Here is a 23,425-nt window from a genome sequence, read left to right on the forward strand (position 1 = left end):
GCATCTGGAAGTACCACCTCTACATGTGGTACTAGCAGGCAGTCGGTGACCGTGTCACTTTCCACGGAGGCCGCCCCGCAGACTCCATAGAACACACGAAGCCGCCCCCTGCCTCTCCCGAAGGAGAGACAGGGGGCGAGGGGTGCGGGGCCGGACTCGAACCAGCGTCTGCACCGGGTATGAACCGGCTGCTCTGTGCCTGTTGAGCTACCCGAAACCCGGTCACGGTGAGGTCGGCGGGCCGCCGGTCAGGGTGACGTCCACCCGGTCGACCGCGTCCCGCATGCTGCGCCCGTCGTTCGGCCGTACCTCGTGCTCGACCGCCGTCACCCGCGTCTCGATCGAGCCCAGTCGCTCCATCACCCCGGCCCGCGCGGGGACTCCGGGCCGGGCCGGCTCGCCGTGCCAGTCGTCGATGATCTGCCCCCCGCGGACGGCCATCCGATAGATCCAGCGCAGCACGGGCCAGGCCAGCGCGGTGATCGCGAGCACGGCGGCCGCGCCGCCGCCGAGCCACAGCAGCAGGCTCATGACCACCCCCCATCCCTGCGCGCCAGGCCGTCCAGCCCGTCATCCGCACCGGTACGCAGCCACCCGGGCAGCAGTCTCTGTACCCCGGGTAGAGCCATGACGCGGGCGGTGCCGCCGGCGACGGCGAGCGCGCCCGCGACCCACGGCAACGAGGCCGGGATGCCGGACGCGGACACGATCGCGGGGAGCGCGACGGCCAGGCCAAGCCCGGTCTGCAGCACGGTCCGGACCGCGCGCCGGTTGGAGTCCTTCATGATGACCACCTCTCAGTTCTTCACGGTGAAGCCGTGCTTCTTGCCCAGCGCCGTCAGGGACTTGGCGCCGGGGATGCCGTCGGCCGCGGCCCCTGTGTAGCCGCACCTTCGCTGCCAGGCCGCGTACGCGGTCCGGGTGCTCGTGCCGAAGTGGCCGTCGAGGTAGGTCTTCGCCAGGAGTCCGGCGTCGACCAGGGCTACCTCCACGGTCCGCACACCGGCGTAGGAGACCGGTGTGCCCTTCTTCGCGGGATCGGTGCGCGCGGCCGTGATCAGCCTGGAGAGGTCGACGACCGGGAGCTTCGGCGGGATGGGGGGCTTGGGCTTCGTGGGCGGTTTCGGCGCGCCTCCCTTCAGGCGGTCGGCGATCCGGGCGCGCATGGAGTCCATGGTGAAGCCGCGGGGGTCGATCTTGCCGGGCTGCCATTCGAGATGGCCGATGACCGACCGGGAGGACCAGCCGTGGACGCGGCAGATCGCGGCCGCGGCCTTCTCGATCGCCTCCAGCTGGACGGCGGGCCACGGATCCTTCCCGTCGCCGAGGTTCTCGCACTCGAAGCCGTAGAAGTGGCGGTTGCCGTCGACCGTCGCCTCGTTGTCCGCCGGCAGGGCCCGTTCGGCGATCACGGCGGCCAGCACGTCGTCATCGCCCAGACCGGCGTGGTTCGCCCGGCCATACCCGACGAGGTGCACAGTGCCGTCCTTGGCGATCATGCCGTGACACAGCGGCCCCGGCAGACCCGCATACCCGTCACGCACGATCCTCACCGTGTCTGCCGTACCGCGCGTGACCGTGTGATGGATCATCACCCCGTGCACCGGACCCCACGGCCCCTTGCTGTTCCGGTTGCGGGCACGCCAGTTACCGACCTCGACGACCTTCAGGCCCTCGGCGAGGAGAGCGCGGAGCAGCCGGTCGGCGGTCATGGGTGGGGACATGCTGGCCTCCAGGGCGTAGAAATGCCCCGGCCGGATCGGCTCGGGGCGGGGCGTACGGGGTGGGGTTAGACGACTTCGGTGATCGTGATGTCCAGGCGGGAGTACTGGGCGAAAGATCCTGCTCCGCCCGCGCCGTTGATGACGCCTTGCATGGTGAGGGTGTGTGCTCCGGCGGCGGCGAGGGTGCCGGACCAGAGCATGGCGACGGTGTCGCGGTCGAGGGTGTCCATGGCATGGATCGCGAACCCGGACTGGCCAACCGTGTCAACGGTGAGGCGGCCGACCATCAAGTTCGCGGCGTGGACCGTGGTGACGGAGCAGTCGAACACCCCGACCGCCGAGTACCGGGCGTTCGCTGCTTTGGTCGTCAGGCTGACGGACAGGCCGGGGATGGTCTGATACGTCGTGGTCGCGGTCAGGGAGCCGCTGGCCTCGGCCGCGTACGGCACGGGCTGCATGCGGTCGAGCTGCCCGGCTTTCAGTGTCTGTCCGGCACGGAATGCCACAGTCGTCCCCTTATCTCTTATAGGGCCAGGATCAGGGGGTCGGCCAGGCGGACATCGGCCGCCGCCGCATGGGCCTGGACGACGCCGTTCACGGCGCGGACCACGGTGAACGTTTGCGGGGACGCGGCCCCGGTGATCGCGGTGACGGTGACGCGCTCGTCCCCGCATATGACGTCGAACGGCACCTCGTCCGGCATTGCCCCGGCTTGCGCGGGCCGGAGCGCGGGGTGGGCGACCCACGCCACGTCCGCGGGCGGCGGCGTGCCGCCCACGACGGCGGGATGGATGCTGGCCAACGCTGCCGTAGCCGGCGCCGTCACGGTCAGCTCGACCCAGGTCCACTGATGGGCGGCGACGGACCGGTTGTTGTTGCTGGTGGACAAGTACGTGCTGCTGCCCGTGAACCAGTTCACATTGAGAGCGACGGTCCGCGAGGTGGCGCACCGGAGCCACCCGGACACCGTGTACTGCTGCCCCGCCGTGACCGCCACCCGGCTGCTCGACGCGGAGGGGAACGTCGCGATCCCGTCGGGCACGACGCGGAGCGCCCACTTCCCGGCCGCCGGGGCAGGAACAGGCACGGGCACGCGGCTAATAGCGGCGCCCTGCCCGGTCCAGCCGGACAGGCCCGTCTCGACGTCAGGGGTGAGCGGGGCTGGCGCGGTCACCCACACCGGGCCCGCGGTGGTCGCCACGGACCAGGATGTCGCCGTCGCCGAGATCCCGGAGACCAACTCGGAGCCCTCCGTGTCCAGGCGGCCGAGGACCGGGTCCTCCAGCACCCCCACGGTCCACGGTGCGGCCGGCGCGCACGTGAAGGTGATGCGCCAGGATTCGGCGCCGATCTCCTCTTCGTAGCCGCGGATCAGGAGATCGATCGGGCCGATGCCGTGGCCCCGCGGGGGGTTGAGGATGCGGATCACGTCGCCGACGTCCGCGAGCAGGATGTCGTCGATCAGCGCATACACCCGCGAGTTGCCCAGGTCGAGGGTGAGCCTGGTGTAGCGGACGCCGGCGTAGGTGCCCAGGTGCAGCATCCACGCGGCATGCTGCTCCGGCTGCACATCGTCAAACAAATTGAAGGTGTGCTCGACGTCGTACAGGCCGACGCCGTCGGGCGGGTCCTGCACCGACAGCGTGCCGGTCTCCTGGACCGCCCGCCCGCTGGACCCGCCCTTGCGCGTCACCGTGATGTCGTTTTGGGTGAATTTGTCGTCGTCGGCAGGCCGGAACGGGGCGGAGATCACTCCGGTGGCGGCGTCGAGGACGAGGGTGGGGGGCTGGGTGTAGAGGGTGTCGTGGCCCCGGTAGACCAGGGCCCGCCCGTCACGCTGCTCCATCAGGAGGCCGAGGTCCGCGGTCGCCGCGGTGGTGAGCGCGTCGAGGAAACGCTCCTGGTGCTGCGGCCCGAGAGGGACCTGGTCCTCGGGCAGCCCGGACATCGTCGCGGGGACGCCCTTCTCGGCGGCGGTGCGCAGGATGCGGGTGCCGGCCGCCTCACCCGGGTATCCGCACAGAGCCTTGTACACGGCGGCCGCGGTGGGCGGCGAGAGGCCCCAGCAGGTGAGGTAGCCGACGGACGGGGCCTGCCCGGACAGCCCCTCCCAGCTGAGCCGGACGCTGGCCAACCCCTTGTAGGCGATGGGGATGGTGTTCTCGCCGCGCTCCACGCCGTCAAGGTAGAGCTTCCACTGGGTGGCCCCCGCCCCCAAGATCAAGTTCGCGGTGAGCCGGATGTGGTGGGGGGCGTCGGTGTAGATCCCGGCGCCGGTGATCGTGGCCAGGAGGCTGGTGGAGCTGCCCGTGTCGGCGACCGTGGTCCGGAAAAGCTGCACGCTGTCGCCGCCCGACTGGAACACCAGGCTGAACGCGTTCCGCGGGTTCGCGTCGGTGCCGGCGCCGATGTCGGTGGCGGTGAGGACCTCACCGCCCGCGGGGCCGCTCCGGCACAGGTCGACGTGCCATTCGTCCGCCACGCCCGCCGGGCTGGGGACGGGGGCGCCGATGCTGCCGGTGGTGTCCGCGGGCAGCCGCACCGTGGGGTCGTTCCAGGCCCCGATTTTCCCGTCGGCCCATCCCATGGTGGCGGTGCCGTCGGTGATGGCGGGCAGCAGCGGCGCCGGGCCCGCGGTGAGGGGGGCCGCGCCGGTGGCGGTCTCGCCGTCGGTCATCGGCCAGCACGCCAGCGGCGGCGTCGCCTGCGCGCCGATGAGGTACCGGATCGCGGACGGAATCGGCTTCTTCCCCGCGTCGAGGCGGCGCATGATCCCCGCCGGCGCGATCGGCACCCAGGCGTCGTTCCCGGACAGATCCCGCTCCTGCGGCCAGGACGGCACCTCGCCCTCCAGCCGCACATGCCGGTTGGTGACGGTGGTGTTGCCCTGGAGGGTCCAGACCAGTCCGGACAGGTCGGTGAGGGTAGTGTCACCAGCCTGATGCAGGGTGAGGTCCAGGTCCGCCGCTACTGGGCCGTCTATCCCGTTGCGCACCTGCAGGCGGTACAGGCTCCCCGTGAAGCGCGCCGCCGAGTTGGTGTCCGGCAGCAGGTTGTAGGTGGTCCCGCTGGCGACCTCGAGTGGCGCCGATCCAGCGTGGAGGGTGGTGGTGCCGGCTTGGGTGACCGGGTCACCCAGAGGCGTCCAGGGGCCGTTCACGCCGCTGTGCCCGTAGTAGAACCGGCCGGTGCAGCCCCCCGCTCCGTTGTCCACGTCCAGGGTGACGCGCAGCGCGATCCTCCGCCCGGCGTGGGCGGGCACCGGCACGGTGGATCTCATGAACCGCCGGTCTGCGAACATCCCGGTGGGCGTCCAGACCAGCCCGAGGACGCCGGTGGGGTCGATCGTCCATGACCAGGAGCGGCCCGTAGTGGAGCTGAACCGCAGGGCGAGCATCTGTCCGAAGGCGAAGTACCCCGGCGGCGGCGCAGCTCGCCAGCTGACGGCGGCCGCGTCCATCCGCAGGTCGATGTCACCGGTGATGGCGAGCTGCGGATGGTCCGGGGTGCTGATCCTGTCATTGATGACATTGATGCCACCGGGCAGACGCAGCCACGGCGACCCCGCCTCCACCATGAACCGGATCGGCGTGTTCCGGCCGATCTTCCCGTACAGCGGACTCGACCAGTCCTGCGGACTGTAGTTGCCGGACCGGTTGCCGATGGTCATGGTGGCGGTGGTCGGGCCGTAGCGGGCCGACCCGCCCTCCGAGCCGGAACCGCGGTTGATGCGGACCGTGGTCGACTCCCGCAGCGACACCGGATTCCACTGCCCGTCGTACCAGAGCTCGGTGGTGCGGGGCGGGGGCAGACTCACCATGATTCCGGCCTCATTCCTGTCCCGCGAGCCGGGTGACCGACCCGCCGTACTTGTTCCGGACGATGGACTGGAACCACTCGGTGAATTCCCTCTCGCCGCCGACGACTTCGAGGACCACGCGGGTTTCCTGGACGCCTCCGCCGGTCGCCCGGACCGGCCCGGCCACGGAGCGGAGCATCCCGTCCAGCCGCGACAGCGGCAGAACGGCCTCGGGCTCGTTGCCCTCGCCGACCACGGCGAGCGTCGCGTCGGTCACCACGCCACCATCAGCCAAATACGGAATGTTCGGCGTATCCAAGGTGAGCCGGGGAATGTCCAAGCCCAAGAAATTCCCGCCACCGATGGTGAACGAGAGGTTGTTCCATTTCCAGATCAGGAAGTTGACCGCGTCGACGAACGAATTTCTGAGGCCGTCCCACAGGCCGCGGGCGGCGCGGGACACCCGGCCGGGCAGGTCCGCCACCCAGTCCACGAGCTGCCCGAGCCAGCCGCCGACCTTGCCGGGGATCTGGGCCAGCATGTTGATGTGGCCCATGACGCCGCGGATCGCCGACGCCACCAGGTCCTTGATCCATTCCCAGGCCGTGTCCACGGCACCGGTGATGCCGTTCCAGACCGACGCCGCCGTGTCCTTGATCCACTGCCACGCGCCGCCGAGCCCGTCCTTGATGCCCTCCCAGACGGACGCCGTGGTGTCCTTGATCCACTGCCAGGCGCCGCCGATGGTGTCCTTGATCCACTGCCACGCCGATGCCGCGGTGTCTTTGATCCACTGCCAGGCCGCACCGAGGGCGTCCTTGATCCATTCCCAGGCGGCGGAGGTCGCCGCCGCGATCTCGTCCCAGTAGACGACGATCAGCACGATGATCGCGATCAGCGCGATGATCCCCGCGATGATCCACGTCCCCGGAAAAGCCCACAATGCGGTATTCCAGGCCCACTGGGCGATCACCGCAATCCCGATCGCGAAAGCGAGCCCCAGCAATACCGGGACCAAAATCTTGATCAAGGTCGGGTTATCCGCGAGGAATTGAGAAACCGTTTTGAGGGCGGGGGCCAAGTTCTCGCCGAGGGTGGTGGCCAGGGACCGCCACACCGAATCGAGGGAGGCGGATTCCTCCATGGCGTCGGTGGCTTTTTTCGACGCGCCGGCGGCGTCGTCCATGCCGCTGGTGGCTGCCGCTGTGGCCGGGTCCATCGCCCACAGCGCCGACGCCGACTCACCCGCCATGTCCCCGAAGAGCGCGACTCCGAGCTCGGCCTGCTTCGCCGGGTCCTTGACTCCCCGCAGCGCGTCGATGGTTTTCTCGAGAGCCTGCTTGGCCGGTTCGCCGCCCTTCTTGATGTCGGCGAGCATCTGCGTGCTGTTCAGCCCGAGGCCCTTGAAGCCTTCGGCCGCGCGGTCTGTCTCCTCCGAGGTGATGCGGGCGAATTCATGCAGCACGTCGGCGGCCTGGTCGATGTCCTTACCGCCCGCATTCACGTACTGCGACATCATCCCGAAAGCATCCTGCGCATCCAAGCCGATGCGTTTGAAATGCGTTCCGTATTCAGTGACGATCGCCGGGATATCCGCAGCCATGCTCTTGGGAAGCGTCTGCGCGGCCTTGGTGAGGACGTCGAAAGCCTCGGTCCCGTCTTTCACGAGACCTTGTTTGATGAGGGCCCCGGCGGCCGTGCCGGCCTCGCCGACGTCCATTTCGAAAGCGTCACCCAGCACAATGGCGGACTTCGTCATTTGCTTGAGTTCGCCGTCGCCGATTTTCCCCATGCCGCCCATCGCCGACGCGACCCCGGCCAGGCCCTCGTTGACGCCGTCAATCGAGTCCGAGAACCCGGACGAGTACACCTCTCCGGCGATGTCGCCCGCGCGGGCCGCCTCCTCGCTCGTCAGATCGAGCTGGGTCGTCAGCCGTGCGTTGGCGTGCTTGGCGTCCATCGCATTGGTGAGCCCGGACATAAACAACCCGCCGACCGCGGCGCCGGCGGCGGCGGCCTGGATCCCGCCGAGAGACTGCTCCACCTGCCCGGCGGCCTGGTCCGCTCCCTGCGCGGCCTGCTCAGCGCCGTCGCCGATGCCCTCCAGCGCCTGCTCGGCGTCCCCGGCCGCGGACCGCACCTCGCCGGCCGCGCGCCGGGCGGCGTCACCGACCTCGCCCACGGCCTGCCCGGCCTGCCCGGCCGCGGACCGCACCTCGGACGCTGCCTGCCCGGCCGCGCCGCCGATCTCACGGATCGCGAGTTCGGCGGCGTCGCCGGCCTGGCCGACGGCGGTGGCGACCTGGTCGGCCGCGCCGCCGACGCCGGCGAGGGACGCCTCGACCTGGTCGGCCGCGCCGGCCGCGCCGGAGGTGAGGTCGTCGGCCTGGATCCCGATCGCGACCAGCAGCTGGTCCAGCACGTTCATCCGCCACCCCCTCCCGTCCCCGTGAGGTCCGCGCCGCCGAGACTCCGGTTGATCGTCTTGACGGCGGTGAGCATCTCTTTCCAGCCCATCCCGGGACTGTTCTGGTCCCACTTCGGCATGAAGTCCTTGGGCTCGCGGGCGCGCTGGTTCTTGCCGCGGGCGGTGTTCGCGACGGCGGCGGTCAGGGTCGCGAACAGGAGGTCGAGGCGTTCGGGGCCGAGGATGCCGGTGACCCGCTCATAGGCCATCCAGTCGGTGAGCTGGGCGGAGGTGTGCCGTTCCAGGACCTCGTCGACCGTCCAGCCCAGGGCGAGGGCTAGGCGGTGGTAGAAGCGCCAGTCGGGTCGTCCGCGGATTTTCCCTCGGCCTCCGCCACGTCCTCCTTGCGGAGCCCGGACAGCCGTGAGGCCACGCGCGAGAGCCGTTCGAGGATGGCGCCGTTCTTCGCGCCGAGGGCCTTGACGTCCTTGTCGGAGTAGAGGCGCTCGTCGTCCCCGTCGACCAGACAGCGGCTCAGGAGCTTTGCAGTCTGGTCGGCCATGTTCAGCCGCTGCACCGATCCGTTGGAGCCGATGACCACCAGGCTGGCCTGGTAGGCGTTGCGCTCGGTGCCGGACATGCCGCGGACGCGGACCTCGCCGCCCCACTCCGGTACCGGGACGTCCTCCCACATCCGGTCGTCTACGGCGTCGATCTCAGCTCGGGTCAGAAGTGCCATGACTTTCCTCGTCTTTCAGGGTGTTGAGGACGTCGACGGTGGACGCGATGAGCGTGATCTGCACGCTCGGCCTCTCGTCGGGACGGATGGGCAGACGGACGGAGTCCCGGTCGATCGCCGCGGCGGGGATCTCCAGGCCGTCGACGGTGATGCGGACCCGGTGTCCCTCGCGGGTGATCCGGATCAGGTCGGCACTCATGCGTCGGCACTCATGCGAGGACCGGTTTCCCGGACACCTTGAAGGTGAGCGCGGCGGAGAGCTTGTCGTCGACCGGTGCGGACGGCTCGAAGCCGGTCATCACGGACTTGAGGGTCCAGGTGGTCTGGGCGGGATCCGGGAAGACCAGCCGGTAGGAGCGCGGATCCTTGTCGTCGAAGTCGGCGATCAGCTGGTCGTGGTCGGCGGGGTCGTAGTTGATGTCCAGGCTCACCTCGCCGCCGTCCTTGAGGCCACCGATGAACTCCATCCACGCGTCGGGGCTCTGGTGGGTGGTGACGTCGATCGTGTTCCGGGACAGGCCCGGTCCGCCGACGTTGGTGACGTGCGCGATCGCGGTGAAGACCTCGGGTACGGCGCCGTCGCCGCGGGCAAAGGCGACGCCGAAGGCGTCGATTCCGGCCATGGGGTACCTCCTAGGGGCGTGGGTGAGCGGCCCCGGGGCCGGACGGCGCGGGGCAGGGCAGGATGCGGTCAGGGGGTCTGCTCGGTGATCACCCGGTGCCGCAGGACCAGGTGCCGGATGTCCCCGGGCGGGGTGGGGTCGGTCAGCGCCTGGGAGAACTCGAACCGGGTGACGACGTGGTGGAAGCCAGGGACCTCGAGCGGCTGGTGATCGAGCAGGGCGGTGACCCGGGACCCGATCGTCAGGACCTGCGCGAACCCGCGGCCCTGGCCCCAGACGTGGATGACCGGGACGGTCTGCCACCCGTACCGGTCGTGCGAGTTGTCCGGGATCTCGGTCGCCTCCCCGATCACGATGAACGGGTACGTCGCCTGCTCGGGCAGGTAGTCGTAGACGCCGGCACCCAGGTCCTTCAGTTCCTGGTCGCCGCCCAGCCGGTGGAAGACGGCGCCCTGGATCTCCAGCATCGGCGACCGCGCAGCCGCCGCCGTCACCGGAGCACCTTCCGGACTTCCTCGGTGAGGCGGGCGCGGTAGCGTCCGCGCTCAGCCTCCAGTGCCGGGCCGAGGGAGGGCTGCGCGGGCGCGCGGCGGGTGCCGTTCTCCAGGAACCAGGCGTAGTACTCGGGGTCCTCGAACCAGCCCACCATCGCCGTCAGCCCGCCCTGCTCGTAGCGGATGTCGACCTCGTCGTGCAGGTTCCCGGAGGCATAGGCGACGGTGTCCCGGGTCTGGTCCCGTACCGCCTCCGCCGAGCCCTTCACCCCCGCCTTGAGGGCGTCGACGATCTCGGTAGGGAGTGTCTCCAGGCGCTGCCGGAGCCGGGCGGCGCCCAGGATCCGCACGGTCGCACGCCGCCGTCGTCTCGCCACCGCACTCCCCTCCCTTCTTCTATCTTTTGCGGAGGAGGCCGCGGATCTCCCGCAGCTCCCCCGCGATCGCGAGGAGCGCCCACACCGCGGCCGCGCCGACCCGCGCGGTGAGCGCTGCGGGAGACTCGGGCAGGAGCTGTTCGGCGTTCTGCCGGCACTCGGCCGATTCGGCGGGCAGCGGCCGCCGCTCGGGGGTGCTCATGTGCCGAGCTCCAGGACGGCGACGGTCACGGAGGTGACCCCGGAGTACGTGATCGCGGCCCGGCCGTTGGTGCCGGCGAACAGGCGGGACAGCGGGATCATGCCGTCGTCGCCGGCAGCGACGATCAGGGCGGGGTTCTCGATGTCGAGGCCGGACACCCTCCCGGGGGTGGCGATCGTGACGGTCACCGGCGAGCCGCCGCCGTTGCGCACATACAGGGCGCGGCTGGGTCCGCACGGGGCGGTGTCCCCGCCGACGGCGGCCGCCACCGCGGCGGCGCCGAGATCGGCGAGACCCCCGTCCACCGGCACGGGTACAAGAGACAGGTTGGCCATGTCAGGCCCCTCCTTCAGGCTGGATCAGCGTGCAGTGGGCTTTGCGGTAGCGGGTGCTGGAGGGCTCGACCACGGCCAGGACCCGCAGCACCTGGCCGCGGCCCCGGAGCTCGTCCCCCCGCAACACGTCCGCACCGGGGAGCAGGTACACGTCGTGGGTGTGCTCCGCCCGGCCCTGCTGCGCCACCATGCGTTCGGATGCGGACGGTTGGTCGACCTTGCCGCGTACGTCGACGGGCTGGCGTACGTACGTGACGGTCTGTCCGCCGTACCCGTCCGGCGAGGTTTCCGGCCGCCACACCTCCAGCAGCCGGTTGAGGCGGTGCCCGACACTCATCTGCGGGCCTGGTAGGCACCGACGGTGCGCTTGTCCGCCTCCGTGAGCTCCATCCCCAGAGCCTCCGCCGTGAAGCTCCGCGAATGGTCGCCCAGCGTCTCGGACGCGAGGAGCTCGGGGTTGGCCCAGGCGCCGACGGCGAGCCGCAGCCCGATCCTCTTGAGCCCGGTCGGCAGCTTGGTGAAACCCGCCGTGTAGACGACCTCGATGGCGCGGTCGTGGCTCGGCCAGTGGCCGCCGACGCGGGTGAGGACGCCGGCGGCGGACCACGTGTAGTCCTCGGTGTGGCCGTGGACCAGGGCCTCGCCATCCACCTCCACGGAGGTGACGGCGGTGACGGGCCAGCGGGGCAGGATCAGCCGGTCCGTCCCCGTACCGGACTGATACGCCCCGTCCGAGCGGGACGGCCCGTCCAGCACCACGGTGTCGGTGGCGGACTCGAGGGCCTGGCCGGCCTCCTCCTCGATCGCGCCGAGCGCCAGCTCGAGCAGCAGGGCCGCAGTGGCGGTCTCGTCCTCGGTGAACGGCTCGGGGTGGCGCAGCAGGCGGCGGAGCTCCTCGGTGGTGGCGATCGCCATCAGCCACCACCATTCCCGCCGGCGTCATCGTCGTCGGCGTCGCGGCGGCGCTCCAGCTCAGCCACCACCGCGCCGAGGACGTCGGCCTTCTTCGTCGCGTCGCCGAGGTCGATGCCCTCCTTCTCCGCGTACGCGCGGAGCTGGTCGACGGTCATCTTCTCCAGCACCACCTCGTCCGGCCCGGGCCCGGGCGGGGTGGTGCTGGTGTCCCGGGGTGCGCGCCGGCCGGTGGTGGGCGGGCTGTCGACGGGGCGGCAGTCCCCGGCCGCGATCCTCTTGCGCGCCTCGGCCGGGGGCAGATCGACGACGTCGCCGGGCTGGTGGTTGCCGTGCTTGGGGTTGCACATCAGGCGCAGCATCTCGACCTTCATCGTGCTGCCTCCTTCAGGGCTTGACGCGGCCGTGGCCGCGGATGACGGTGGCGCCGAAGACGGCGTCGCCGGCGGCGGTGTCGGTGGCCACGACGCGCACGTAGCGCTTGATGCCGTGGTAGCCGATGACGGTGGTGGTGGACGCGGTGAGCGTCGCGGGCTCGGCCCCGTCGAGGTCCGCGTTCGGGACGGCGGTGTAGCCGGAGGCGAGCTGGTCCGACTCCTGCACCTCAATGGAGAAGGCGTTGTTCGCGACCGCGCCGACGGTGAGGACGACGGCGGCGGCGTCGTAGTTGGCGAGGTCCACGCCGGTCCCGGTGGCCGTGGCGGTGTACGCGGCCGGCGCGATGGTCTGGACGGGGGACAGGTGGTTCTTGATGTCGCTCCGCATGACGGGGCGCTCCTTCCCGCCCCGCGGTGCGCGGGGCCGGATCGTGACGGACGGTGGGTTACGGGACGACGTCGTTGGACTGCAGCCGGACGAACGCTTCCTCGAGGACCGGCATGCCGTCGGCCTCCTGGCGGCCGATGAATCCGACCTGGTTGGTCTCCGCGTACAGCTCGACCAGGCGCTGGACCTCGAACTGGAGGGCCTCGGCGATCCAGTAGAAGGAGAAGTCGCCGAGGATGCCGAGGTAGTCGTTGTCGGCGAACGTGCTGGGCGCGAACTCGCTGGTGATGAACGGGAGGTCGAGGATGGTGTCCGGCTGGTCCGAGGACAGGCCGGCGCGCCAGACGTAGTTGTCCTGCCCGTCCTTGAGCTTGCGGACGGAGGCGATGACCTGCCGGTGGAACAGCCACTGGGCCTTCTTGTGGTACTGGCCCTTGAGGGTGTACTTGGCGGTGATCAGGTCGTCGCCGGCGTTCCCGAGGGCGACGTTGACCAGCCCGGTGCCGGAGGTGGAGACCTGGACGTCCCGGCCGGTGGAGATCCCCAGCGGCGACGCCGTGAACAGGCCCAGGGGCTTCTTGTTGCCGTCGCCGGTCATGTATGCCTTCTCGGCGGTGACGGCGAACTTGTACGCCATCCGGTCCCGGACGAGCTGCTCGGGGCTGGTCTCCGCCACCCGCAGCAGCTTCCGGCTGATCTTGACTCGCTTGGCCAGCGGGTTCGGCGTCAGCTCCCGCTTCTTGAACCGCATGGCGTCGTCCTGGCTGCCGGTGGCCAGCTCGCTGGTCCACTCCGCGTCGCCGAGGTCGGTGTCGAGGGCCGGCACGCCGAGGGACTCGGACTTGGTCAGCTGGTGCACGGTCGCCAGGCCCCGCATCGGCACCAGGTCGTCGACGTTCTTGAGGAGTTCCTTCACGAACTGGACCGGGGCGACGAGGAATCCGCCCTCGGGGTCGTTGCCGGCGTTCAGGGCGCGGGCCTGCGCGGCCGACAGCGCGGTCCGGCCGCCGAGGACGTAGGCGCGCAGGGCGCCCATCGCCTCGCCGTCGCGGCCGCCGTTGTCGTTGTCGTTGTCCGCGGCGGCGCGGTCGTCGTCGTCGAGGCGCTCGGCGCGGGCGATGTCGCGGTCGACGCCGTCCCGCTCGTCCATCAGCTTGTCGAACGAGGTCTCCTCTTCCGGGGTCATGCTGCGGCCGGCGTCCTGCGCGGCCTGCATGATCGCGCGGGCGTCGGCGCCCAGCTTGGTGCGCTTGGCGCGCAGCTCCCTGATATTGGGCACAGCGGTCTCCTGTCTCTGCTTCGGTGGTGAGGGTGTGGCCCCGCGCGGCTGCGCGGCGCGAGGGGTCAGATGCCGGCGAGACGCTGGAGCCGGGCGACGTCGGCGGGCGGTGTCTGCCGCGCGTCGTCGTCCGTGTCGCCCTCGTCGTCGTTGTCGGTTCCGCCGGCGGCGTCGAGGAGCTCGGTGAGCGCGGTGACCGCGTTCTGCACCAAGTTCTTGTTCTTCTTCGACAGCACGGCCCCGGCGCGCAGCCCGCCGAGGGCGCGGACCAGATCGAGTTCGCCGTCGCGGCCGGATTCGACGATCGCGTTCGGGTCCATCGGCAGCGGGACCGCGCTCACTTCGAAGAGCTCCCAGCCCTCCGGGACGCCGTCCTCGCCGATGTTCCAGACGTCGAACCCGATCGAGAACGCGTTCATGATCCGCTTGCGGTACTTCCGCTCGACCTTGCGGGCGAAGTCGTCGTCCTGGTCGAAGACGATGTCCATCTTCAGCGCGCTGCCGTCGATCCACGTCTTGTCGGACCGGCCGATCGGCAGTCCTTCACGGCCCCAGTAGGAGTGTCCGTAGCCGAGGACCGGGTTGGCCTGGAACCGCTCGAGGCGGGCTCCGGCCATGGTCAGGTTCAGCCCGTCCTTCTTGCGGCCCTCGGTCGCCGCGAAGATCGTGAGCGGCTTGCCCGCCTCATCGTCATCGTCGCTGCCGGTCTCGGCGCGCTGGACGTAGCCGCGCAGGTAGTGCGCCTGTCCTCTCATCGGGTCCTCCCGGGGTGTCGTATCTGCCGGTCGGCAGGCGGACTCTGATCACGTGGCTCGGGCTCGGGGCGCGGGTCAGTCGACAACGGGGATCACCTCGCAGTTGCAGCCCGGATGCACCGGGGGATGGAAGGTGTTCCGCTTGGCGACCAGCTTTTCGCCCTCGTTCTCGCCGTCGACTTCGTCGCCCTTGGCGACGAACGGGGTCTCGATCTCCCGGATCGCGCCGTCCAACTTCGTGCAGTAGGGGCAGTTCTCCGACCCGCGGGCGACCCACTGCACCGTCTTGACCCCGGCTTCCTTCCACGTCTCGCGGGCGGCGGCGTTGGGGAGCTGGGAGGTCTCCCAGCGGGCGGTCTGCGCCGGGCGCTCTTCCTGCCATTTGGTGAGCCGGTCCACCACCGCCGAGGCTGCGGCCTCTGCCGTGTCCGCGTCGTCGGCGATGTTCCGCAGCTGTCCGTAGGACGAGGACACCTGGTACGCGGCGTGGGAGAGGGCGTACGCCCGGGCCCACACGGACAGGTCGACGTCCTCTTCGTGGCCGACGTCGGCGGCCGCCTGCTCGGCGACCTCCCCCGCGAACACGGTCATCAGCGGCACCCACAGCTCGGTGAGGCGTTCCATGATCGGGCCGTCGCCGGAGTACAGGGCCCGCAGCGCGACCAGGAACGCGGCCAGCGACCGGCCGCGGCCGCGCTCCGGCTCGAGGTGCTCCTTCACCAGGGCGCCGACCTTCTCGGCTTCGAGGTCGGCGACCTCCTGGTCCGACTCGGCGAGTTTCGGAGTCCACGCTTCGGCGAGCGATGCGCGGACCGCGGTCCGGCCGGCGATGAGACGGGCCATGCGTGCCGCGCGGGCGGCGGCCGCCGTCTCCAGCGCAGGAACGGAGCGGCCGGCGGGGACCATGTTCAGGGGCACGAGGTAGGCGTCGCCGCCGTCGACAGGGTTCATGTTCTCCCGCTCGCGGACATCGTTGGCGGAAAGCCAGCCCCACTGCCGGCCGATGGCGTAGGCCGCGTACCGTGCGGCGGTGTCGCCGCGGAGCAGGGAGTCGACCAGGAACTCGGCGAAGAACCGGGTCCGCTCCCCGCGGAGGAGGAGCTGGGTGAGGATCGCCTGCTCCCACCGCACCAGCCAGATGTTCAGCGCGGACGCGACGTAGTCGAGTTGCTGCTGCTCGATGTTGCTGAAGGTGGCCCGTTCGAGGTCGTTGATCTTGTGGCTCGGGAGACGGAGCCAGCGCGCCATCTCCGTGACCTGGAGTTTCCTCGTCTCAAGGAACTGGGCGGAGTCGTTGGGGAGTCCGACCGTCTGCCAGGTCACGCCTTCTTCGAGGATGGCGACGCGGTGGGCGCGGTCGATGCCCTTGTGGATGTTCTCCCAGTCGTCCGCCATCCGGCGCCGCGCCTCGGGCGAGACCGTGCCGGGGTGCGTCAGCGTGCCTGACGGAGCTGCCCCGTTGGAGAACGTTTTAGCTCCGTAGTGCTCGGTCGCCAGCCCCAGCCCGATCGCGTTCGCCGCGAGCTCGACGACCGGGTATCCGCGGACGCCGTCGTATCCGAGGCCGCCGATGTGGAGGACCTCGTGCGGGAGCAGGGTGGCGTAGATGCCGTTGACGTCGTCCCGGTACTGGTACAGCCGCCGGAACTTCCCTGCGCCGGTGCGCTTGACGCGGATCTTCAGCCGGTCGGGGCGCAGTGGCCAGATCTCCTCAATCGTGCCGGTCTTCTCGTGGGTGACGACCTGGGCGACGCCGTCGCCCCAGGTGATCGCGTGACCCATGAGAGTCTCCCGCAGCCACGCGGAGGACATCATGTCGTTGGGCTGGTCGTGCAACAGGCTGTACAGCGGGTGTCCGGTGGCGCGGTCCTTGCCCCTGGGGGCGAGGCGCTCGTAGAGGAACAGCGGAAGGCCGGCGAGGTCTTCGGACAGGACCCGCACGCCGGCGAAGAACGGCGAGTACATCAGCGCCGTTTCCTGGTCGACGCGGATGCCCGCCGAGTTGGCGGTCCCGCCGCTGTACCAGTCCTCCACCCACTTCTCCGGGGTGGCGATCCCGGACACCGGGCCGCCGGTGGCCCGTGCGGCGGCCGGGCGGGGGGCGGGGCGCAGGGCGCGGCGCAGCAGTCCCATGGTCAGCCCTCCGTCCTGTCCGCCGCGGCCGCGGGCTCGCCCTCGGGCTCGTCCGCGGCGGTGCGGTTGTCGGCGGCGGCGCCGGCGGCGGCGAGGGCCAGGAGGACGAGCCCGGCCGCGGCGATGCCGAGCCAGGGTGCGAGCAGGGCGAGGCCGGTGCCGAGGAGTGCGGTACCGAGCAGTGCGAGGACGTCCCAGCGGTCCACCCCCACCACCTCCAGCCGTGGGTCAGAGGGCCATGCCCTGGGTCTCGTAGATGCTCGGTGCGGGCAGGCCGCGCAGCTGGCCGTCGGCGGCCAGCAGCAGGGCGACCAGGCCGTCGATGCGTTTGCCGGTTTTGCTCCGGTCGGGTTTCACCGGCCGGGTGCGGTCGGGGTCGTCGCGGGGGCTCTTGGCCTCGATCGTGTCGGCCATCCACCACGCGACGGGGTTGCCGAAGTGGGCGAGTTCGCGGGCCTTCAGGGCGCGCATGAGCTCGGCCATGGGCGGCGTCATGCGGGTGTAGGTCGTATCGCTTTCGACCATCTTGAGCCGGGTGCGCTTGACGATCTCCTGCCGCACGGGTTCGCCGCACCATTTGTCGTAGGTGACGTCGACGATCCGGAACAGCTGGTGGTCGGTCTCGATGTCGTCGTAGATCGTGTCGTAGTCGATCGTGTCGCCGTCGGTGAGGGTGATCCAGCCGTCGGCGGCCCACTCGGAGAACTTCCCGTCGGTGTGTTCGTCGAGCAGGTCGGCGACGGACTCGGGGGCCCACAGGCGCCACAGGATCTCGCCCGTCGGGAACACCAGGCACCAGGCGGTCAGGTCCAGCTTGGAGGAGAGGTCGAGCCCTGCCCAGCAGCGCTGGCCCTCGAGCCGTCCGGCGATCCACCCCGGGGTCGGGGCGATCTCCCGGGCGTTGAGGTCCCACAGGTCCATCGGGATCCAGCGCGTCACCTGCGAGACGCGCTGGTTGAGGCGGAACTGCCGGAAGCCGTTCTCCGCCTTGTGGTTGGAGCGGGCTTCCTCGGCCTCTTCGCGCAGCGACTGGATGCTGAGGAAGGTGCCGAGCGCGGGGTTGGGCCAGTCCCAGTTGGCCTCGTCCCACGGGTCGAGGGAGACGGGCAGGTCCGGCCGGCCGGGGAACAGCCGGTGCAGCCGGTCCAGCTCGTCCTGCGTGCGCGGTGCCTTGCGGACGAAGACGAAGTGGTGGGGCGCCCGCTGGGGCTTTTCCAGCACCCGGTCGGCCTCGTCGATGAACGCGGCCCCGAAGGAGACCTGGTCGTTCGTCTCGGTGGTGATGGCCAGCATCAGGGACTGGGTGCGGGCGCCGGCCGCGGTCCGCATCGCCTTCCACAGCGAGTCGTCCGGCTGGGAGAGGACCTCGTCCAAAATGAACGCGTGCGGGTTGTGCCCGAGTTCGGTGTCGGCGTCGGCCGGGATGACCTCGTAGTAGCTGTCGGTCTCCTCGTCGATCAGCCGGCGGACGTTCTTGATGTGCGTGAGCCGGGCGGCCAGGATCGGTGACCGCTTCTGCATCCGCACGCACGGCTCGAAGACCTTGCCGGCCTGCCGGGTGGTCTTCGCGGCGCCGTAGACCTCGGCCGCCTGCTCGCCGTCGCCGCACAGCATGTACAGCGCGATCCCGGACAGCAGCGCCGACTTGCCGTTCTTCCTCGCCATGACGATCGTGGCGCGGGTGTAGCGGCGGACGTAGCGGCCCCACTGGACGGACCAGATCACCTCGCCGAACAGCGGCCGGATGATCTCGTGTTCCTGCCACCGGGCGAGCACGAACGGCCGGTTCGCGAACGGGCCCGTCGGGTGGACGAGCAACTCGGCGAAGAACGCGACGACCCGGTCCGCGCGCGGCTCGCAGTAGTGCGCGCCGCGGCGGGGGCAGGTCTTGCCGTCGAGGGTGTATCCGCAGACACCGCCGCGGCGGGACGCGGGCCGCCACCGCTTGTGGTGGTTGACCGTGATCGCGCGGCGGCGGCCGCGGGGGCGGGTCGTGGCCTTGCTGCGGGCCGGGCGCCGGGTTGCTGCTGCCGGGGACATGACGCCTCCGCGGTGGGTCAGGACAGCAGCCGCTCCGCACCGCCGGGCTTGGACTGGCCGCCGATCTTGAGCTGGGCGCGGTCGCTCGGGGTCAGGCCGAACCGGGCGCCGTACGTCCGGACCTGGGCGTCGGCAGCGTCGAGCGCGAGCAGCCACGCGTTCTTGCCCATGCGCACGCCGGTCTGGTCGCCGTTCTTGTTGAAGACGGGGTGTTCGACGACGGCGCCCTCGGTGGCCACGTGCTCGGCGGCGTCCCGCCGGCGGGCGACGGCGTCGCAGTAGTTCGCGTACGCCTCGCAGTCCCAGGGGGTGAGGACGCCCTTGGCGGTCAGGTCGTCGGCCAGGGCGTGCCAGACCTCGAGGGCCTGGTCGCTCAGCCAGTCGGGCGGGGTGAGCTCGCCCTCGTCGGGCCGGGGCTCGGCGGTGTTGATGCGGTCCTTGCGGTCGCCGTGCAGGACGCGCAGCGCGGTCGGCTTGGGTGCCGGCCCTCGCATACCCATGATCACCTCCGGTCACGCACGGTCACGGCGGGCGGCCGGGTACGGCGGATCCCGATACCTGTCAGCGCGAGAGGGGGCTCCCCCCCGCGTTCCGCGGGCCCCCTGGCCAGCGATCCAGGCCCCCCTCCCCCCAGCGGCTGGTGACGGTCAGTAGCGGGGGCCGCGCTGGTGCCAGCCGCCGGGCTGATGCGCGGCGGTCTCCGAGCTGTGGCACGACGGGCACAGGCCCCGGCCGCGCCGCGGGTCGTGCTCGTCCAGGCCCCGCTCGCGGAGCTCCCGCTTGGACAGCGGCCAGTGGTCCGCGTGCACCGACGGTGCCTTGCGGCAGCGGACGCACACCGGATCGCGTTCGAGAACCTTGTCGCGGAACCGCTCGTGGTCACGGCCGTAGCCCTGCGCGGCCGCCGACTTACGGGGCCTGCGCCGGGGCGGTGTGCACGTCGCGCACACCGCGGTACCGGGGAGGGGGGTCCCCCCGCACGCGGGAGTCGTGCAGCGGCGGGGCGCTCGGGACGGCACGGTGCTCCCCCCTCTTACGGGTGCGGGTTGCCGAGGTGTTCGCGGGAGAGGCGGATGGCGTCGTCCCGAGCGCCCCATTCGCTGTCGAAGCCGCAGCAGCACTGGATGCGCATGGTGCCGTCGTATTCGTACTGGGCCCATCCCGAGTCGGTCGGCGGGGCCTCGCGTATGCCGCGCTCCCAGCTCAGATGGTGCTCACCGCTCGTCGCACATGACTCGTGAAGGTCGCTCACGGTGGGCTCGTTGGTCACGGTCACCACCTGGCGGGGTGTGGTTCGGGGAGTCCGACGCAGGTCCAGTTGTGCCGGCGGAGAAGGCGGCAGGCGAGACGGCCGGGGAGGCGGTCGAGGGCGTGGCGCGGGCCGTCGAGGGCCTGGCGGGTCCAGCGCTCGAGGCCGGTTGCGCCGGGGCGGTACCAGCGGATCAGGCGCGGGGGTTGCCGGCAGGCTGCGAGGAAGCGTCGTTCGAGCTCGGAGAGATCGCGGTCGTGGGTCACGGGGCGGGCTTGGTGACGATGACTTTCACCAGTTCCATGGCCTCGGCCCTGGTGAACCCGGCGCGCTGGTACTCGGTGTAGAGCTCGTGCAGGGCTACGGCTGCAGCGGCGAGCTTGCTGACGGGGTCTGCGGGGGCGGTCGGCTTGGAGTCGGCCATCGTGGTTCTCCTCGTGGTGGGGCTGGGTGGGCGTCAGATGACGTCGAGAGTGCCGGTGTAGACGAGCACGCCGCGGGCGCCGATGGCCTTGACGAACTTCTCCGCGTTCTCACTGAGGGTGAGCAGCTCGGCTTCCTGTTCGGTGGTCTGGTCGATGACGAGGGCGTACTGGTCCTGGCGGGGCGGGTCGCTGAGGGTGGCGACGTCAGGGGTGTCGTTGTCGGGGAGGTGGAGGATCTGGAGTCGGGCCATGGGGTTCTCCGGGTGTGGGTGGGGCCGCAGGACCGCCGGGTGTCGTAACCGCCTCGCGATAGGTCTTACGCCGCGTGGGGCTCCCTACCAGGCGCTGCGCCAGAGCAGCGGCGGTCCTGCGGGGTCAGGGGTTCTGCTGTCCGATGCCGACGAGGCGGAGGGCGCGGGCGCGGGTGGTGTGTTCGGCGTGGGCGAGGTCGTCGTGGTCGTAGAGGGGGCGGCCGTGTGGGTCGCGGCTGTGGCGGGTGAGGTGGCCGCGGTGGGTCCAGCTGCGGATGGTGGCGGGGGTGATCGCGGCTGCGCCGGCGGAGAGGAGGCGGCGCCATTCGGTGGCGCGTTCTGCGGCTTCGTCGGTGGTGTAGAGGGTGGGGGCGGGTTTCATGGGACCACCCCCGGGAATGCGTCAGCCCCCGCGGGGTGGCGGGGGCTGGTTCGTGGTCTGGGCACACGTGTGGCGCTGCACCAATGTTGCGCTAAGTGAGATCCACTTGTCTAGTGGGGTTCTTGTGCCTGGTCAGAGGTGGTGTCTGCTGCTGCCTGCTTCAGTCCTGCTGCCAGGGTCTGTGCGGGGGCGGTGAAGGCGTGTCCGCAAGGGTCGAAGGACAGCGTGACGCCCTTCTCAGGGGCGTCGTGCTCCTGCTGGTTGATCTGGTCCGGGTGCTGGTGGCAGGTGAAGCAGGCAGGCAGTCGGCGGCGCGGCGTCAGGACCGGGGGCCGGAGGAGGCTCGCGGCGGGGATGTCGGTGCCGGGCGTCTGCTGGGCCCAGGTGTCGAGGTCCCGCTGGAACTGGGCGACCTGGTCGACGGTGAGGGGCAGGGGCGTGGTCATGGGGGTCATTCTCCAGCGGGTCGCGGTTCGGGGTAGTACTCGGCGAAGTCGGCCTCGACGGCGCGCAGCTCGGCGATCGCCTGGCGGAGTTGGGTGAGCCAGGCGCGGCCGACTGGGTCGGTGACGGGGGCGTGGGAGGGGCGTGCGTCGCGTACGGCGCTGACTGCGTCGGCCAGTTGGCGCAGGGCGGTGTCGACTTGGGTGGCGCGCGCCGTGGCGCGGGTGCGCCAGTTGGGGGCGGGCTGCGCCGCCCGATGCGCCGCTGGGTGCGCCACTTGGGCGGTGGGTGCGCCGTTTGGCTGGTCAGGGGGTGGCGCGCCGTGGGTGGTGAGGTGCGCCAGGTCGCGGCGCACGGTGGTCTCGCCGATGCGGAGTTCGTGGGCGATGGCGCGGCTGGAGAGGCGCTGTGCGGCGAGGTGGGCGACGGCGGCGCGGCGCGCGGTGATGCCGGCGGCGCGGCGTTGGGCCGGGGTGGTGCGGGGTTCGCCGGGTGTGTCGGTCATGGGTCGGGGGTCTCGTTCTGGGTGGCGGTGGCGTGGGTGGCGTATTGGTCGGGGGTGAGGCGGAGTCGGCAGCGGGTGCAGTGGATGTGGAAGTGGCCGTCGTCGCGTACGAGGGTGAATTGGCCGCATTTGGGGCAGGGGGCGTTCTTGTGGTGCCGTTCGGGTTCGGTGCCGGTGAGGCGGTGGAGGAGGTCGGTGAGGTCGCGGATCTGGTGGTGGAGTTCGGCGATGATCTCGGGGTGGGTGGCGGTGTAGGGGAGGTAGGCGGTGAGCCATTGGCACCAGGCGGTGGTGCCGGTGCCGCGGGTGTGGGCGGCGGTGCAGCGGCGGATGTGGGGGCGGCCTCGGTGGTCGAGGAGGACGGTGCCGTCGGGTTCGCGGAGGACGGTGCGGTAGGTGTAGGCGATGTATCCGGCCCAGCCGACCAGGAGGGCGCGGATGGGGATGGGGCCGGTGGCGTCGGTTTCGGCGTCGGGCGGCTGGTCGTGGCCGGGGCCGAGGAGGTTGAGGACGTCGATGCGTACGGGTGGGCGGCCGGTGCGGGCGGCACCGATCCGGCCCTGGCCGGGTCCGCCGGCGGGCGCGAGCTCGTCGGCGAGCAGCCGCTCGAGCCGCGGGATCTCGCCCAGGTTGTGGCGGAGGGCGTAGAGGCAGGGGTGGCAGGCGTGGAGGCCGTCGGGCGCGGTGCCAAAGGTGCAGATGGTGCAGGCGGTCACGGGGCCGTCTCGCGGTCGTCGGGGGTGGTGCCCTGGGTGCGGCGGTCGATGGCTTCGGCCCAGGCGGCGCAGACGGCGGCGACCTGGACCAGCTCGGCCCGTAGGCGGGCGGGGTCGGTCTCGGCGAGCGCCTCGCAGGACTCCTCCGTGAGGATGTCCCGCCATGTGACGATCCCCATGTCGGTGTACCGCTGGCACAGTTCCCGGGCGGCGTGCGCGGCAAGAGCGACGGGGATTGTGTCGAGGACCAGGTGATCGGGCCCCGTGCCGTCGGGGTGGTTCTGTACGCCCCAGCGGGCGTCTTGGCGGCGGCGTTCGGCGGTGATGTCGGCGAGGACTCGGGCCGTGCCGCTGGCGGCCGAGGCGGCGGGGCCGGGCGTGGCGAAGGCAATGCAGTCGCACCGGTTCACCCCGTCGTTCTGCTGGCAGCCGCCCTTGCCGTGCCAGTTGTACGGGTGGGGGCAGGCGGCGCAGGGCGTTGCCAGCGTGAGCAGCTCGGGCATCAGCGGGTCTCCTCGGCGGGGGTGAGGGCGTAGGAGATCGCCGCAGCGGTGACCGCGTCCGTCTGGTCTGCGCGACGGGCGTCGTCGGCGGCCGCCGACGCGGGGCCGGGCGCGGGGGCTTCGTGGTTGCCGTCGGGCCAGGTGGGTGACAGGAGTTCGAGGATTTGGGAGGCGTTGATCATTCCGCTGGGTCCTACGCGGTCGTGGACTGCCTGGCACCGTTCGCGTACGCGGTCGAGGGCGGCGGCGGGTTCGGGTGCCCATTCGATGCGGGCGTTGTGGTAGCCGCTGCGGAGGAGGTCGGTGAGGGTGGGGGCTGCGATGACGAAGTGGGTGGAGGGGTCTTCGACGATGACGGTCTGGCAG

The 23,425-nt window shown here is 71.0% G+C and carries 33 protein-coding genes and 1 tRNA gene; all 34 read right to left on the bottom strand.

Going from position 1 to position 23,425, the window contains the following annotated elements; all coding sequences use genetic code 11:
* Window positions 1-140 precede the first annotated feature (140 nt).
* The 34 genes from ACWEFL_RS15685 to ACWEFL_RS15850 all read right to left on the bottom strand — a co-directional run bounded on the left by ACWEFL_RS15685 (window position 141) and on the right by ACWEFL_RS15850 (window position 23,059).
* Window positions 141-219 (bottom strand) — tRNA-Met (locus ACWEFL_RS15685).
* A gap of 3 nt (window positions 220-222) precedes the next feature.
* Complete coding sequence (locus tag ACWEFL_RS15690; RefSeq protein WP_451712170.1) at window positions 223-531, bottom strand: hypothetical protein; 309 nt, start codon at window positions 529-531, stop codon at window positions 223-225.
* Complete coding sequence (locus ACWEFL_RS15695) at window positions 528-785, bottom strand: hypothetical protein (RefSeq protein WP_451712172.1); 258 nt, start codon at window positions 783-785, stop codon at window positions 528-530. The genes ACWEFL_RS15690 and ACWEFL_RS15695 overlap by 4 nt, the downstream gene beginning before the upstream one ends.
* 12 nt (window positions 786-797) lie before the next feature.
* Window positions 798-1,724, bottom strand: coding sequence for an N-acetylmuramoyl-L-alanine amidase (locus ACWEFL_RS15700; RefSeq protein ID WP_451712174.1), 927 nt, complete (start codon window positions 1,722-1,724; stop codon window positions 798-800).
* Between the two features lie 65 nt (window positions 1,725-1,789).
* The gene (locus tag ACWEFL_RS15705; protein WP_451712177.1) at window positions 1,790-2,230 is read right to left on the bottom strand and encodes a hypothetical protein; all 441 of its coding nucleotides are present in this window, start codon (window positions 2,228-2,230) and stop codon (window positions 1,790-1,792) included.
* Between the two features lie 17 nt (window positions 2,231-2,247).
* Window positions 2,248-5,544 carry a hypothetical protein gene (locus tag ACWEFL_RS15710; RefSeq protein WP_451712180.1) on the bottom strand — a complete coding sequence of 1,099 codons (3,297 nt, stop codon included), beginning with the start codon at window positions 5,542-5,544 and terminating at the stop codon, window positions 2,248-2,250.
* 10 nt (window positions 5,545-5,554) lie between these two features.
* Window positions 5,555-7,951 carry a phage tail tape measure protein gene (locus ACWEFL_RS15715; protein ID WP_451712181.1) on the bottom strand — a complete coding sequence of 799 codons (2,397 nt, stop codon included), beginning with the start codon at window positions 7,949-7,951 and terminating at the stop codon, window positions 5,555-5,557.
* Window positions 7,948-8,259 (bottom strand): phage tail assembly protein T, encoded by a 312-nt coding sequence (locus ACWEFL_RS15720; RefSeq protein WP_451712606.1) that lies wholly within the window; start codon window positions 8,257-8,259, stop codon window positions 7,948-7,950. Before ACWEFL_RS15720 ends, ACWEFL_RS15715 begins: the two co-directional genes overlap by 4 nt.
* Window positions 8,260-8,267: 8 nt before the next feature.
* Window positions 8,268-8,669, bottom strand: coding sequence for a hypothetical protein (locus ACWEFL_RS15725; RefSeq protein ID WP_451712183.1), 402 nt, complete (start codon window positions 8,667-8,669; stop codon window positions 8,268-8,270).
* A complete protein-coding gene (locus ACWEFL_RS15730; RefSeq protein WP_451712184.1) occupies window positions 8,647-8,868 on the bottom strand; it encodes a hypothetical protein in 222 nt (73 codons plus the stop codon). The genes ACWEFL_RS15725 and ACWEFL_RS15730 overlap by 23 nt, the downstream gene beginning before the upstream one ends.
* A 10-nt stretch (window positions 8,869-8,878) precedes the next feature.
* Window positions 8,879-9,292, bottom strand: coding sequence for a phage tail tube protein (locus ACWEFL_RS15735; RefSeq protein WP_451712186.1), 414 nt, complete (start codon window positions 9,290-9,292; stop codon window positions 8,879-8,881).
* 68 nt (window positions 9,293-9,360) lie between these two features.
* Window positions 9,361-9,786 carry a DUF3168 domain-containing protein gene (locus ACWEFL_RS15740; protein ID WP_451712189.1) on the bottom strand — a complete coding sequence of 142 codons (426 nt, stop codon included), beginning with the start codon at window positions 9,784-9,786 and terminating at the stop codon, window positions 9,361-9,363.
* On the bottom strand, window positions 9,783-10,163 hold the full coding sequence (locus ACWEFL_RS15745) for an HK97-gp10 family putative phage morphogenesis protein (protein WP_451712192.1): 381 nt from the start codon (window positions 10,161-10,163) through the stop codon (window positions 9,783-9,785). The genes ACWEFL_RS15740 and ACWEFL_RS15745 overlap by 4 nt, the downstream gene beginning before the upstream one ends.
* A gap of 19 nt (window positions 10,164-10,182) precedes the next feature.
* Window positions 10,183-10,365 (bottom strand): hypothetical protein, encoded by a 183-nt coding sequence (locus ACWEFL_RS15750; protein ID WP_451712194.1) that lies wholly within the window; start codon window positions 10,363-10,365, stop codon window positions 10,183-10,185.
* The gene (locus tag ACWEFL_RS15755) at window positions 10,362-10,700 is read right to left on the bottom strand and encodes a hypothetical protein (protein WP_451712196.1); all 339 of its coding nucleotides are present in this window, start codon (window positions 10,698-10,700) and stop codon (window positions 10,362-10,364) included. Before ACWEFL_RS15755 ends, ACWEFL_RS15750 begins: the two co-directional genes overlap by 4 nt.
* A gap of 1 nt (window position 10,701) precedes the next feature.
* Window positions 10,702-11,037, bottom strand: coding sequence for a head-tail adaptor protein (locus ACWEFL_RS15760; RefSeq protein WP_451712199.1), 336 nt, complete (start codon window positions 11,035-11,037; stop codon window positions 10,702-10,704).
* Window positions 11,034-11,615, bottom strand: coding sequence for a hypothetical protein (locus ACWEFL_RS15765; RefSeq protein ID WP_451712202.1), 582 nt, complete (start codon window positions 11,613-11,615; stop codon window positions 11,034-11,036). The genes ACWEFL_RS15760 and ACWEFL_RS15765 overlap by 4 nt, the downstream gene beginning before the upstream one ends.
* On the bottom strand, window positions 11,615-11,986 hold the full coding sequence (locus tag ACWEFL_RS15770; protein ID WP_451712204.1) for a hypothetical protein: 372 nt from the start codon (window positions 11,984-11,986) through the stop codon (window positions 11,615-11,617). Before ACWEFL_RS15770 ends, ACWEFL_RS15765 begins: the two co-directional genes overlap by 1 nt.
* Before the next feature lie 13 nt (window positions 11,987-11,999).
* On the bottom strand, window positions 12,000-12,377 hold the full coding sequence (locus ACWEFL_RS15775) for a hypothetical protein (RefSeq protein ID WP_451712207.1): 378 nt from the start codon (window positions 12,375-12,377) through the stop codon (window positions 12,000-12,002).
* 58 nt (window positions 12,378-12,435) lie between these two features.
* Entirely contained in the window at window positions 12,436-13,656 is a 1,221-nt protein-coding gene (locus ACWEFL_RS15780; RefSeq protein ID WP_451712209.1) for a phage major capsid protein, read from the bottom strand.
* A gap of 65 nt (window positions 13,657-13,721) precedes the next feature.
* A complete protein-coding gene (locus ACWEFL_RS15785; protein WP_451712211.1) occupies window positions 13,722-14,411 on the bottom strand; it encodes a hypothetical protein in 690 nt (229 codons plus the stop codon).
* 75 nt (window positions 14,412-14,486) lie between these two features.
* Window positions 14,487-16,544, bottom strand: a complete 2,058-nt coding sequence (locus ACWEFL_RS15790) for a phage portal protein (RefSeq protein WP_451712213.1) — start codon at window positions 16,542-16,544, stop codon at window positions 14,487-14,489.
* A gap of 2 nt (window positions 16,545-16,546) precedes the next feature.
* Window positions 16,547-16,750 (bottom strand): hypothetical protein, encoded by a 204-nt coding sequence (locus tag ACWEFL_RS15795; protein ID WP_451712215.1) that lies wholly within the window; start codon window positions 16,748-16,750, stop codon window positions 16,547-16,549.
* A gap of 22 nt (window positions 16,751-16,772) precedes the next feature.
* Window positions 16,773-18,584: a terminase large subunit gene (locus ACWEFL_RS15800; RefSeq protein WP_451712218.1), complete on the bottom strand. Its 1,812-nt coding sequence runs from the start codon at window positions 18,582-18,584 to the stop codon at window positions 16,773-16,775.
* 17 nt (window positions 18,585-18,601) lie between these two features.
* Window positions 18,602-19,084: a phage terminase small subunit P27 family gene (locus tag ACWEFL_RS15805; protein WP_451712221.1), complete on the bottom strand. Its 483-nt coding sequence runs from the start codon at window positions 19,082-19,084 to the stop codon at window positions 18,602-18,604.
* Window positions 19,085-19,231: 147 nt separating this feature from the next.
* A complete protein-coding gene (locus ACWEFL_RS15810) occupies window positions 19,232-19,534 on the bottom strand; it encodes an HNH endonuclease (RefSeq protein ID WP_451712224.1) in 303 nt (100 codons plus the stop codon).
* Window positions 19,535-19,617: 83 nt separating this feature from the next.
* Window positions 19,618-19,854, bottom strand: a complete 237-nt coding sequence (locus tag ACWEFL_RS15815) for a hypothetical protein (RefSeq protein ID WP_451712225.1) — start codon at window positions 19,852-19,854, stop codon at window positions 19,618-19,620.
* Window positions 19,855-20,095: 241 nt separating this feature from the next.
* Window positions 20,096-20,257 carry a hypothetical protein gene (locus tag ACWEFL_RS15820; RefSeq protein WP_451712227.1) on the bottom strand — a complete coding sequence of 54 codons (162 nt, stop codon included), beginning with the start codon at window positions 20,255-20,257 and terminating at the stop codon, window positions 20,096-20,098.
* A gap of 33 nt (window positions 20,258-20,290) precedes the next feature.
* Window positions 20,291-20,509, bottom strand: a complete 219-nt coding sequence (locus ACWEFL_RS15825; RefSeq protein ID WP_451712229.1) for a hypothetical protein — start codon at window positions 20,507-20,509, stop codon at window positions 20,291-20,293.
* 124 nt (window positions 20,510-20,633) lie between these two features.
* The gene (locus tag ACWEFL_RS15830; protein WP_451712232.1) at window positions 20,634-20,891 is read right to left on the bottom strand and encodes a MerR family transcriptional regulator; all 258 of its coding nucleotides are present in this window, start codon (window positions 20,889-20,891) and stop codon (window positions 20,634-20,636) included.
* 110 nt (window positions 20,892-21,001) lie between these two features.
* Entirely contained in the window at window positions 21,002-21,337 is a 336-nt protein-coding gene (locus ACWEFL_RS15835) for a hypothetical protein (protein WP_451712235.1), read from the bottom strand.
* Window positions 21,338-21,342: 5 nt separating this feature from the next.
* Window positions 21,343-21,840 carry a hypothetical protein gene (locus tag ACWEFL_RS15840; RefSeq protein ID WP_451712238.1) on the bottom strand — a complete coding sequence of 166 codons (498 nt, stop codon included), beginning with the start codon at window positions 21,838-21,840 and terminating at the stop codon, window positions 21,343-21,345.
* A complete protein-coding gene (locus ACWEFL_RS15845; protein ID WP_451712240.1) occupies window positions 21,837-22,556 on the bottom strand; it encodes a hypothetical protein in 720 nt (239 codons plus the stop codon). Before ACWEFL_RS15845 ends, ACWEFL_RS15840 begins: the two co-directional genes overlap by 4 nt.
* Window positions 22,553-23,059 (bottom strand): hypothetical protein, encoded by a 507-nt coding sequence (locus ACWEFL_RS15850; protein WP_451712243.1) that lies wholly within the window; start codon window positions 23,057-23,059, stop codon window positions 22,553-22,555. The genes ACWEFL_RS15845 and ACWEFL_RS15850 overlap by 4 nt, the downstream gene beginning before the upstream one ends.
* Window positions 23,060-23,425 lie beyond the last annotated feature (366 nt).

The sequence above is a fragment of the Streptomyces sp. NPDC004838 genome (assembly GCF_053600955.1).